The organism is Bradyrhizobium sp. SZCCHNRI1029 (genome assembly GCF_032487555.1).
Taxonomy (GTDB): Bacteria; Pseudomonadota; Alphaproteobacteria; order Rhizobiales; family Xanthobacteraceae; genus Bradyrhizobium.
Genome location: NZ_JAUEUK010000009.1, coordinates 285,211 through 297,020 on the forward strand (window position 1 = coordinate 285,211; position 11,810 = coordinate 297,020).

General features: G+C 65.2%; 10 protein-coding genes. 4 read left to right on the forward strand and 6 right to left on the reverse strand.

Features of this window, described 5'->3' with window-relative positions:
* Positions 1–7: 7 nt before the first annotated feature.
* The gene (locus QW861_RS25420) at positions 8–1,768 is read right to left on the reverse strand and encodes an ABC transporter ATP-binding protein/permease (RefSeq protein ID WP_316193623.1); all 1,761 of its coding nucleotides are present in this window, start codon (positions 1,766–1,768) and stop codon (positions 8–10) included.
* A 322-nt stretch (positions 1,769–2,090) separates the two neighbouring features.
* On the opposite strand from QW861_RS25420, the gene QW861_RS25425 reads away from it, so the two are divergent.
* Together QW861_RS25425 and QW861_RS25430 are read left to right on the forward strand one after the other, a co-directional pair.
* Positions 2,091–3,755: an L-lactate permease gene (locus QW861_RS25425; RefSeq protein WP_316193624.1), complete on the forward strand. Its 1,665-nt coding sequence runs from the start codon at positions 2,091–2,093 to the stop codon at positions 3,753–3,755.
* A gap of 198 nt (positions 3,756–3,953) precedes the next feature.
* Positions 3,954–4,313, forward strand: a complete 360-nt coding sequence (locus tag QW861_RS25430) for an META domain-containing protein (RefSeq protein WP_316193625.1) — start codon at positions 3,954–3,956, stop codon at positions 4,311–4,313.
* Positions 4,314–4,658: 345 nt separating this feature from the next.
* Here the strand turns inward: QW861_RS25430 and QW861_RS25435 are convergent, their stop codons facing one another.
* The 3 genes from QW861_RS25435 to groES all read right to left on the reverse strand — a co-directional run bounded on the left by QW861_RS25435 (position 4,659) and on the right by groES (position 8,051).
* On the reverse strand, positions 4,659–5,849 hold the full coding sequence (locus QW861_RS25435) for a hypothetical protein (protein WP_315825399.1): 1,191 nt from the start codon (positions 5,847–5,849) through the stop codon (positions 4,659–4,661).
* A 140-nt stretch (positions 5,850–5,989) separates the two neighbouring features.
* Positions 5,990–7,633, reverse strand: a complete 1,644-nt coding sequence (gene groL / locus QW861_RS25440; RefSeq protein ID WP_315716666.1) for a chaperonin GroEL — start codon at positions 7,631–7,633, stop codon at positions 5,990–5,992.
* A gap of 121 nt (positions 7,634–7,754) precedes the next feature.
* Entirely contained in the window at positions 7,755–8,051 is a 297-nt protein-coding gene (groES, locus tag QW861_RS25445; protein ID WP_008961387.1) for a co-chaperone GroES, read from the reverse strand.
* Between the two features lie 330 nt (positions 8,052–8,381).
* Between groES and QW861_RS25450 the strand changes: the two genes are divergently transcribed.
* Positions 8,382–8,891, forward strand: a complete 510-nt coding sequence (locus tag QW861_RS25450) for a hypothetical protein (RefSeq protein ID WP_315716667.1) — start codon at positions 8,382–8,384, stop codon at positions 8,889–8,891.
* Positions 8,892–9,003: 112 nt separating this feature from the next.
* Here QW861_RS25450 and QW861_RS25455 read toward each other — a convergent pair whose 3' ends face one another.
* Positions 9,004–9,783, reverse strand: coding sequence for a protein phosphatase CheZ (locus QW861_RS25455; protein ID WP_315716668.1), 780 nt, complete (start codon positions 9,781–9,783; stop codon positions 9,004–9,006).
* 307 nt (positions 9,784–10,090) lie between these two features.
* On the opposite strand from QW861_RS25455, the gene QW861_RS25460 reads away from it, so the two are divergent.
* On the forward strand, positions 10,091–10,882 hold the full coding sequence (locus tag QW861_RS25460) for a L,D-transpeptidase (RefSeq protein ID WP_316193626.1): 792 nt from the start codon (positions 10,091–10,093) through the stop codon (positions 10,880–10,882).
* An 89-nt stretch (positions 10,883–10,971) separates the two neighbouring features.
* On the opposite strand, the gene QW861_RS25465 is transcribed toward QW861_RS25460, so the two are convergent.
* Positions 10,972–11,775, reverse strand: a complete 804-nt coding sequence (locus tag QW861_RS25465; RefSeq protein WP_315716671.1) for a DUF2076 domain-containing protein — start codon at positions 11,773–11,775, stop codon at positions 10,972–10,974.
* Positions 11,776–11,810: the final 35 nt, after the last annotated feature.

Genomic DNA, 11,810 nt, shown 5'->3' on the forward strand with positions numbered 1-11,810 from the left:
GCTCGCTTCAGCTGCTTCCATCCGCGGTCGCGTCGGCCGCCTGTCCGGCCGGCCGCAGCGCGAACCGGTCGCCATCCCGAATCAGCTCGACCTTCCGATCATGGAACTCGTGCAGGGTCGAGCGGTGGCCGATCGAGACGACGGTGGTCTGCGGCAGCCGTTCGGCGATGACCCGATAGAGCCTGGCTTCGCTCGGCTCGTCGAGCGAGGCCGTGGCCTCATCGAGGAAGAGATATTGGGGCGCATGCAGCAGCGCGCGGGCAATTCCGAGCCGCTGCTGCTCGCCGAGCGACAGCATCCGGTTCCAGTGCGAGTCCTCGTCCAGGCGGTCCGCCAGTTGCGGCAGACCGACGGCCACCAGCGCCTCCCTGACCTGCTCGACGCTGAAAGCGTCCGCCGCCGCGGGATAGACGATCGCCGCCTTGAGCGCGCCGATCGGGAAGTAGGGCCGTTGCGGCAGCATCATCAGCTTGGCACGCGAGGGCACGCTGATGGCGCCGCTGCCGAACGGCCAGACGCCGGCGATGGCGCGGAACAGCGTCGACTTGCCGGCGCCGGAGGGCCCGGTCAGCAGCGTGCGCTCGTTGTTGCCGATGCTGAACCCGTCGGCCGCGACCAGCGGCAGGCCATTGGGCAGCTTCAGCAGCAGCTGGGCGAGATCGATGCTGTCGCCGGCATGGCTGACGACGTCGATCGTCTGCGGCTCGGCCGAGAGCGACGTTGCACTGTCGATCGACATGTCGAATCCGTCGAGCCGGGCAACCGTCGAGCGCCAGTCGGCGAGCGTCCGATAGGCCGTGACGAAGAACGATAGTGCACCTTGCACGCTCGAGAAGGCCGAGGCCGTCTGCATCAGGCTGCCCAGCTGGACCTTCTTGCTGAAATAGGCCGGTGCGACCAGGAGATAGGGAAAGATCACGGCGGCCTGCGAATAGCTGCTCGTGAACGCCGTCAGCCGTTTTGTCCGGCTCATGATTTGATACCAGTTGCCGACCACGCTGCCGAACCGGTTCAACAGCAGGCTCTGCTCGGCGCCTTCACCGCGCAGCACTGCGATCTGCTCGGAGTTCTCTCGAACCCGGACTAGGCTGAAACGGAAATCGGCTTCGAAGCGCTGCTGTTCGAAATTGAGATTGACGAGCGGCGAGCCGATCCAGTGCGTCAGCACAGTGCCGAGGGTCGCATAGAGCAGGGCGGCCCAGACCAGATAGCCGGGAACCGGATATTCGATGCCGAACAGCGTGAGCGGGGCCGCTTCGGACAGGCCCCAGAGAATGACCACGAACGAGGCCAGCGTCACGACCGAGCTCAATAGTCCGACGGTGATGGCGAGCGTCTGCTCGATGAACTGCTTGACGTCCTCGGCGATGCGCTGGTCGGGATTGTCTGCGGCGTCGCCCTTGAGCTGCATGCGGTAGTGATTGGCGCCGCTGAGCCAGCGGCGGAGATAGGTCTCGGTCATCCACTGCCGCCAACGGATCTGCAGCCACTGGTTGAGATAAAGCTGATAGATCGACAGGACGATGAAGCTCGTGGCGAGCACCACGAAGACGCCGATCTCCCAGATGAAGCTCTCCCAATTGTATTCCTGCAACGCGTTGTAGAACCGGTTCTGCCACTGGTTCACCATCACGTCGATCGCGACCCGCGCCAGTTCGATAGCGATGACGGCGGCGAGGAGGATGCGGCCGGCGACCTTGTCCTCGGAGCGGAAGTAGGGAATGGCGATCCGCCAGACGGTGGCGACGGTCGAGCGCAGATTGTTCACAGAGGGGCTGCTCCTGAGAAAAGGTCTTAACAGGCTGGCGAAAAACGAGAAAATCGCGGTTGGCACCGCCTGCCTAGACTAAAGTCGTAATCTGGCGGGTGGCCGCCGGCTTGTCGGTCGCGTGTGACAAACCGTAGCATGGGGCAGGGGAGAGGGACTGCGACCGCCGCCAGATTTCGCGAGAATTTGAGCAGAGTTGGGCGTTGCCGGTTTTGTGATCTGCTTTTCCGACCTGTGCCAGGCTTGGGGGCCTGGGCGAGCAGACCTGATCCGTCCCGCCGGCCTCAGGTCCAACAACAAGAACGTGGGGGGAGAAGTCACGATGTGGAATCAAATCTACGACCCGTTGGGGAGCCCGGCGCTGTCGACGCTGGCCGCCGCCGTCCCGGTGGTGACGCTGCTGGTGCTGATCGCCAGTGGCAAGGTCAAGGCACACATCGCGGCGATCATCGCCGTGATCCTGACCAACCTGATCACGATCTTCGTCTTTACGATGCCGGCCAACATGTCGCTGCGCGCGACGTTTCTGGGCGTCATCACCGGGTTCTTTCCGATCGGCTGGATCGTCCTGAACGTCATCTTCCTCTACCAGGTCACGGTTTCCACCGGACGGTTCGAGCTACTGAAGCGCGCCATCGGTGGCGTCACGGAGGACCGGCGGCTGCAACTGTTGCTGGTCGCCTTCTCCTTCGGCGCGTTCTTCGAGGGCGCGTCCGGCTTCGGCACCCCGGTGGCGATCACCGGTGCCGTGCTGATCGGTCTCGGCTTCTCGCCGCTCGCGGCCTCCGGCCTGTCGCTGATCGCCAACACCGCCCCGGTCGCCTATGGCGCGCTGGGCACGCCGATCCAGGGCCTCGCCTCGGTCACCGGTCTCGACCCTTACATCCTCGGCGCGATGGTCGGCCGGCAGCTGCCGGTGTTCTCGCTGATCGTGCCGTTCTGGGTGATCTGGGCGTTCGCGGGCTGGAAGGGCATGAAGGACATCTGGCCGGCGATCCTGGTCACCGGCGTCTCCTTCGCGGTGCCGCAATTCCTGATCTCGAACTACATCAATCCGTGGATCGTCGACATCGGCGCCTCGCTGATCTCGATGGGCGCGCTGATCCTGTTCCTGAAGGTCTGGCAGCCCAAGCAGCTGTGGCTGTCGCCGGCGTTGCGCGGGCGTGACGAATCGGCCGCCACGATGACGGCGGCGAAGCCGCTGGACCGCGCGCCGCTGACGCAAGCCGAGCTCTGGGGCGCGCTGCTGCCCTGGATCATCGTCTGCGTCATCATGCTGATCTGGGGCAACGGCGCCTTCAAGGCCTGGGCGAACTCGATCTTCACGTGGAACTATCCGGTGCCCGAGCTCGACAAGCTGATCAACAAGATGCCGCCGGTGGCTGCGAAGCCGACGCCGGAAGGCGCGGTGTTCTCGTTCACCTACCTGACCTTCACCGGCACCGGCATGCTGATCGCCGCGATCATCTCCGGCTTCCTGATGGGTGTCGGACCGGGCAAGCTGATCGCGGAATACGGCCGCACCATCCGTCTCTGCGCGATCTCGCTGATCACGATCTCGGCGATGCTCGCGATCGGCACGCTGACCCGGCTGTCCGGCGTCGATGCCACGCTCGGCTTGGCCTTCGCCGCGACAGGCGTGCTCTATCCGTTCTTCGGCACCTTGCTCGGCTGGTTGGGCGTGGCGCTGACGGGATCGGATACGGCCTCGAACGTGCTGTTCGGAAACCTGCAGAAGATCACCTCCGAGCAGCTCGGCCTGTCCCCTGTCCTGATGGCGGCCGCCAACTCCTCCGGCGGTGTCATGGGCAAGATGATCGATGCGCAGTCGATCGTCGTCGCCTCGACCGCCACCAACTGGTACGGCCACGAGAGCTCGATCCTGCGCTACGTCTTCCTGCATTCGATCGTGCTGGCCTGTCTGGTCGGCCTGTTCGTCACCTTGCAGGCCTATGTCTATCCGTTCACGGCGATGGTGCTGAAGTAGCAACACCGGCAGCGACAAACGCCCCGCGCCGTAGCTGCGGCGCGGGGCTTGCTATGTTTGGAACACATTTGTGCGGGAGCCGTGCTGGCGGTCGCTGGGCCGATCGCTTAAGAGGCGAGCCCTGCACGTGATGATGTGTCGAGAGGAACGATGCGAGTAGTGAAGCGAGCTTGCGCCAAACTGGCTGCGGCCCTGTTGATGTCGGCCGTGCCCCTTGCCGGCGCCTCGGCGGAGGAATTTCCCTTCGGCATGGAGATGACGCTCGATGCGATGCCGCAACCCGGCTCGAAGCGGGTGCCGGATCTCGACATCGGCGATAACGGCGAGACCGTGCTGGAGCTCTGGTGCAAGGGCGGCAAGGGGCAGTTCTCGGTCGCCGGCAACACCATCGTGTTCATCGCCGGCAAGATCGAGGACCGCAACTGCCCGGCGGCGCGCGCGCAGGCCGACGACGAACTGATCGCGGCGCTGAGCGCGGTGACGAACTGGAAGCGTCAGGGCGACCTGATCATCTTCATCGGACCGAAGACGCTGCGCTTCCGGCTCAACACCAATTGAGCCGAGACGGCCGTTTCCAAAGTCCTGGTGGGGACTGTCGAGGGCTCAAGCTCGAGCATGATGCGTTCCACTTTCCGCATCATGATTCGAGCAAACAGCCTTGCGCACGCTCGCGCTTCCGCAGTGTGCACCCTTGAGGTCTGCCCCGCGGCCACCCTCCCCTGGAGGGGGAGGGTCGCCTCTCATGAGCGCAGCGAATGGGAGGCGGAGTGGGGTGATCTCTCCACGTGCACCGGTGCCCGCGGCGTCACCCCACCCCGCTCGCCCGCTTCGCGCGCGATCGACCCTCCCCCTCCAGGGGAGGGTGGCATCTGAGATCGCGGCGCCATGCCGTCATGGCTCGCCTTACTTCCAGACCGAGTTGTCCGCATCCCAGCGCTTGGCCTTGAAGGCCTTCGCCAGCTCGTCGATGGCGCCGCCATCATCCCGCGTGTCGCCTTCCTCGTCGCCCGAGGATTCGTCCGACAGGATCAGCTTGGCGCTCGAGGCCTCATCGATGGTGGTCGTCGTCGGGCTGCTGATCCAGAGCATCAGCGCGTCGGCGCCGCCCGGCTTGTCCGCCGAGACGAGGCCGGTGACCTCGATGACGTCGGTCAGCTCGAGCGCCGGCATCAGCTGGCTCGGCCGCTTCAACGTCAGCTTCAGCTTGCCGCTGACCGGATTCCACGCCGCACTCGTCGGCTTGGCATTGTAGGTCTTGGCCAGCACGTCGGAGATGGCGCCCGCCAGCTTGTCCTTGTTGATCTTGTCACCGTCGCGCCAGTCGGCCGCCGCAAAGCGGATGGTGCGGTCCATCTCGACCGTGCCGGCGGTCCAGCCGGCAGTGACGACGCCGTTCATGGTCCGCGCCTTCGCGATCAGCGCGCCGGCTCGTTCGGGGTCGACGGTCATGCTGATGGTCTGCTCGCCCGCGCGCAGTGCGTCGCAGCTCACGATGAGGCTCGACAGCGAAACTTCGACGTTCTCGCCCTTCAGGCTCTTGAGGAAGTCGGTCACCGCGTCTAGCTTGAGCCGGACCGAGATCGCCTCGGGCGAGACGTCAGTGAAGTCCTTCGGCTGGGCGCTGATGCCGTCGTCGCTCGACTGGCTCTCCTGGAACTCCTTCTCGCTGACGTCGGAATTGTCGGTCGACGCCACCTCGGTGACGGTCTTGCCGATCGCGATCTGTCCGCGGAACTCGAACGTGTCGCCGGTCGGCTTGCGATTCAGCTTCACCGTGACCGGCTCCTTGGCGCCGTTGCTCTGGGTCGCACCGGTCAAGGTCTGGCCATTGACGGTGAGGCTGACCACGAAGCGGTCCTTGCGATCCGAATTCTTTGCGACGGGATAGCAGACGTCGAGCGTGGCGGCGGTGACGGTTTTGCCCTGGCGCGTCTCCTTCAGGATCACGTCGGCATTGCCGTCCATCAGGCCGTCGATCGCGGTGAAATACCGAGTCTCGTTGGCGGGGGCCTTGGTCCCGCTCTTGCTCTGGGCCCAACCGAGTTCCGGCGCGGCCGCTGCAATCACGGCCAGCGCAAGCAAAATCGCGCGCATCTGAAAATCCTTGTGGGGGCAGAATCGGCCTTAAGCTGTAGCGCCGATTTGCGGTCGCTGCACCCCCGGTGCGGACACTCGGCCAAAAAGAAGGCCGCCCGGAGGCGGCCTTCCTGAATGTGAGATGTCGAAAGCAGGGCTCAGAAGCCCATGCCGCCCATGCCACCCATGCCGCCGCCGGCCGGCATCGCCGGAGCAGCATCCTTCGGCAGCTCGGCGACCATGGCCTCGGTGGTGACCAGGAGGCCTGCGACCGACGAGGCGTCCTGCAGCGCGGTGCGGACCACCTTGGCCGGGTCGATGATGCCCTTGGCGACCATATCGACATAATCCTCGGTCTGCGCGTCGAAGCCGAACGTCTCGGACTTCTCGTCCAGGATCTTGCCGACCACGATCGAGCCTTCGACGCCGGCGTTCTCGGAGATCTGGCGAATCGGAGCCTCGAGCGCCTTCAGCACGATGTTGATGCCGGCCTGGACGTCCGAATTGGCGTTGGTGATGCGGCCGACGGCCTTCTTGGCGCGCAGCAGCGCCACGCCGCCACCAGGGACGATGCCCTCCTGCACCGCAGCGCGGGTCGCGTTGAGGGCGTCCTCGACGCGGTCCTTCTTCTCCTTGACCTCGATCTCGGTCGCGCCGCCGACGCGGATCACCGCGACGCCGCCGGCGAGCTTGGCCAGACGCTCCTGCAGCTTCTCACGGTCGTAGTCCGAGGTGGTCTCCTCGATCTGCGCCTTGATCTGGCCGACGCGCGACTCGATGTCGGCCTTCTTGCCGGCGCCGTTGACGATCGTGGTGTTCTCCTTGTCGATCACGACCTTCTTGGCGCGGCCGAGCATCTTGATCGTGACGTTCTCGAGCTTCATGCCGAGATCTTCCGAGATCAGCTGACCACCGGTCAGGATCGCGATGTCCTCGAGCATGGCCTTGCGGCGATCACCGAAGCCCGGCGCCTTGACGGCGGCGACCTTGAGTCCGCCGCGCAGGCGGTTGACGACCAGCGTCGCCAGCGCTTCGCCCTCGACGTCCTCGGCGATGATCAGCAGCGGGCGGCCCGACTGCACCACGGCTTCGAGCACCGGCAGCATGGCCTGCAGGCCCGACAGCTTCTTCTCGTGCAGGAGCACGTAGACGTCGTCCAGCTCGGCGGTCATCTTCTCGGCATTGGTGACGAAGTAGGGCGAGAGATAGCCCCGGTCGAACTTCATGCCTTCGACGATGTCGACCTCGGTATCGAGCGACTTGTTCTCCTCGACCGTGATGACGCCCTCGTTGCCGACCTTCTGCATCGCCTGGGCGATCATCTTGCCGATCGCGGCGTCGCCGTTGGCGGAGATGGTGCCGACCTGGGCGACCTCGGAGGACGAGGCGACCGGCTTGGCGCGCTTCTCGATGTCCTTGATCACGGCGGCCACCGCGATGTCGATGCCGCGCTTGAGGTCCATCGGGTTCATGCCGGCGGCAACCGCCTTGGCGCCCTCGCGCACGATGGCCTGGGCCAGCACGGTCGCGGTGGTGGTGCCGTCACCGGCGGTGTCGTTGGTCTTGGAGGCGACCTCGCGCAGCATCTGCGCGCCCATGTTCTCGAACTTGTCCTCCAGCTCGATCTCCTTGGCGACGGTGACGCCGTCCTTGGTGATGCGCGGAGCGCCGAAGCTCTTCTCGATGACGACATTGCGGCCCTTCGGGCCGAGCGTCACCTTGACGGCGTTGGCGAGAATGTCGACGCCGCGCAGCATGCGGTCGCGTGCGTCGCCGGCGAATTTGACGTCCTTGGCTGCCATTTCAGAATTCTCCTGGAGTAGACCTCGACGGCGAGGGGCGTGATCGCCCGTCTGTCGCCGGAACGAGGTTGCAGAGCATTTTCGCCCGGGGCGGCTGATCGCCGCCCCCGACAGGTCGGGATCAGGCGACGACGCCCATGATGTCGGACTCCTTCATGATCAGGAGTTCCTCGCCGTCCAGCTTGACCTCGGTGCCGGACCACTTGCCGAACAGCACGCGGTCGCCGACCTTGACGTCGATCGGGATCAGCTTGCCGCTCTCGTCGCGGCCGCCCGGGCCGACGGCGACGACTTCGCCCTGCGAGGGCTTTTCCTTGGCGCTGTCGGGAATGATGATGCCGCCCTTGGTCTTCTCTTCGGCGTCGATGCGCTTAACCACGACGCGGTCGTGCAGGGGACGAAACTTCGATTTGGCCATGACGGATCCCTTTTGGGGTGCTTGGATAAGTGTTGCTGTCGGAGGAAATCTGAATGCGGCCACATTGAACGCCCACTTGGCGCCAACTGGCTCGCAGCCTTAGCAATCCCGCCCTCCGAGTGCTAAAGACCGCTCGGGGAAATATGGCTTGCGGCTGTTCCTGTCAAGCAACGGCCAGCCGTTAAGCCGTTCTTGAGGCTGTTAGGGGATGTTGTCCCGGGCCAGACATGTTAGTGGAGCGGCGTCGTCATCCGACGTCATTGCTCTGACGAGCGTTTTGCGCTTGGTTGCCGGACGGGGCAGCCATGATCTTGTTCCTAAGGGGATGCCATGACGAGTTCACGGTGCGCGCGGCCGGTTGCCAATCTCGCGATCGCGTCGGCGCTCACGATGCTTCTGGGAGCGTGCACGGGCTTCAGCCTGTCGCCGTCGACCCCCATGCAGCAGACCGAGGCGCCGGTCGAGCCCGAGGTGCCGGCCACGATTCGCGCCGAGGATCTCGTGGGCAAATGGGGGCTTGCCGCCTACAACAACCCGAATGACCGCCCGCGCACCGAAAAGATGGCTTTGGCGCAGTGCAAACAGCCCTACGTCATCGGGGCAGGCACGTCCGGTGGTGTCGTGATGCACCTGGCCGACCAGGCGACTCCTCAGGAACTGCGCTTGAAGGGATCGGCCAGCGGCAAGAACTACATCGGCCCGGCCGGACCGCCCGGCGGCGAGCAGGACCGCGAGGTCGTCTCCTTCGACGGCCGTGTGCTGATCACCCGCTTCGTCGACAAGGATGCGGCGACCCGTTACCAGACGATGGTCTACGTCCGCTGCGGACCGCGCGCCTGAGATCCGGGCGAACATCCCGCAAAGGTCGAGAGTCGAACGAAAAACGCCGGCGATAGCGCCGGCGTTCCTGTATGGTGACGTTGCCTGGAGCGGTCGCTGGGACTGGCCGAGGTCAGTTGAACATCGCGTCGATGTCGTCCTGCGAAGCGTGGCCGACGTCGCCTTCCGCCTTCGGGCCGTTCAGCAGCCGGGCGTCGCCCTCGCGGTGGTCGACGATCGGCGGCGTATGCGCCTTGATGGCGTCGACGCCGCCCCAGATGTCCATCATCACCACGATGTGGTGCTCGATGAACTTCATCGTGGTCATGACCTTGTTGATGCGCTGGCCGGTCAGGTCCTGGAAGTTGCAGGCCTCGAAGATCGAGACCACGCGCTCCTGGATCTCTTCGCTCAGGATCTTCTGCTGGTCGGCCGAGTCCACCTTGGACAGCGCGCTGGCGGCCTGGTCGATCGCCTCCGCGGCTTCCAGGATCTGCTGCGTCGCCTGCTCGGTGCCGCCGACGACCGCGCCGAGCTCGCCGTTGACCTTGGCCATCTCCTCGCCGTTGAAGCTCTTGGCATGGAGGGTCGCGATCTCGCCCTTGGTGCGGTTGATCGCGTCGTGGATCAGGTCGAGCTCGACCTTGAGCTTTTCGCACTGCTCGATCTGGGCGCGATAGGTCTCGAGCAGCGCGCGCGCTTCGGCGACCTCGCGTGCGGCGGACTCTTCGATGGCGGCGTTCGCCGTGTTGCTGCCGCCGCTTCGGATCGCATTGGCCATCTGGGAGCGGATCGCGCGCAGCTCGTCCATGATTTCCTTGTGGTTGGGGCCGATCTCGCCGCCCACGAATTCAGGCTCCGGCATATGGCCGACGATTGCTTCTTCGATACGGAAACGCTTGCGAACAGCCATGATAGTATCCCTGACCTTTTGCTCGGATCAGTTCTACGCAGAGGCTATTTAACATCGCGTTCACGCCAGGAACCGCCGTTGGGCAACGCTGGCGTGCATCGTGCGTCAACTATTAACCATGCTCCGCCGGCCTTCACGCAAAATAAACGCTAGCGATCAAAACCGCCGACGTATGCAGCGATGGTGAATCCCGGCGCCTCCCGCGTTTACCAAAGCGATCGGGTTTTGCTCTTTATTGACGATACGCGGCGGCGTTGCCGCCTCGCGCGACGAACAGTCTCCAGACGAAACAGTACAGAGTACGTCGATGTTCAAATCATTCTCCATAGCGCTGCTGGCCGGCGCATGCGCATTCCATTCAGGTCTGGATCGGGCTGCGGCCCAGGGATTTCAGCAGCCGACCGTGATTTACAGCGGGCCGCCGCAGCAGTCCGCGCCGGTGCGCGCCGCTTATGTCGAACGCTCGCGCATGGGTGGTGGCTTCATCGAATTCCTGTTCGGCGATCCGCAAGGCGGCCGCGGCATGCCTCGGCCGGGACAGCCGATGTACCAGCAGCAGCCGTCCTACTACGAGCCGCAGCGGCTGGCGCCGGGCATGGTCCCGCAGCAGGGAGTACCGGATGAGGAGGCCTATGAGCAGACGCAGCGGCCGCTCGATCCGAAATACGAGAAACAGATCGTTGACTACGACGGCAAAGAACGGCCGGGCACGATCGTCATCGATACGCCGAACAAGTTCCTCTATCTGGTTCAGGGCGAGGGCAGGGCGCTCCGCTATGGCATCGGCGTCGGCCGCCCCGGCTTCACCTGGTCGGGCGTGAAGACGATCTCGGCCAAGCGCGAATGGCCGGACTGGACGCCGCCGCCGGAAATGCTCGCGCGCCGGCCCGACCTGCCGCGGCACATGGAGGGCGGACCGCAGAACCCGCTCGGCGCACGCGCGATGTATCTCGGCTCGTCGCTGTATCGGATCCACGGTTCGAACGAGCCATGGACGATCGGCACCAACGTTTCGTCAGGCTGTATCCGGATGCGCAACGAGGATGTCATCGACCTCTATGGCCGCGTGAACGTCGGGGCTCGGGTCATCGTGCTCTGACGACCGCCGCTGCACGACATCCGCAACTGAAAAAGGCCGCCCGTGGGGGCGGCCTTTCGCATTCTTCAGTTCGCTGCGACCCGGGAGCATCAAGCGTAGTCGCTGCCACCGTCGTCGTCGCCATAGCCGTCATCGGCATCGAAGTCGGCTGCGTCGTTGTCATTGCCGCTGTCGTCATAGTTCGCCTGGTCGAACAGGCCGGCACGCCCGCCGTCGCCGCCCGAGCGGCCGATGTCGTCGAGACCGGCGTCGCGCGCCAGCGAGCCGCTGGACTGGTCGCCGCTCCACGGGCCGGCACCACCGCCGCGCTCCTCGATGATCGTGGTGTCACCGAACGCCTGATGCGACCCGCCGCCCATCATCGAGCGGATGCCGCCGAGCAGCAGCGAGCCGCCGACCATGCCCGCCGCAGCGGCCGCCGCCGTTCCGAGGAACGAGCCGCCTCCACCGCCGAACATGCCGCCACGCGGCTGGCCGAAGCCGCCCTGATCGTAAGGGCCGGGCTGACCGGGATAGCCGGGCTGGCCCTGGTAGCCCGGGGGCATCGCCTGACCGCTGTTCCAGACCGGTCGGCTCTGCGACGGCGGCGGCACGTTGGGGACCGAACCGCGGCTGCCCGAGCCGAAGATGCTGTCGCGCATCGAATCGAGGAAGCCGCCGGACTGGGCCTGCTGCGGGGCCTGGGCGTGCTGCAGCTCCTCGATGCGGGCATTGGCGCGCTTCAAGGCTTCGTCCTGCACCAGCACCGTCTGCACCAGCGCGTAGACGGCATTGGGAGCCCGCTGCAGCGCCTGGGCGATGGCGGCGGCGGCCTCCGGATCACGCGGTGCACTCTCCAACTTGGCAAGCCGGTCGAACAGATCGTCGATGAGTTGGCGTTCTTGCGGTGTCATGTCGTTCTCCTGCCGCTTGCCTTGTTCCGGCCAAG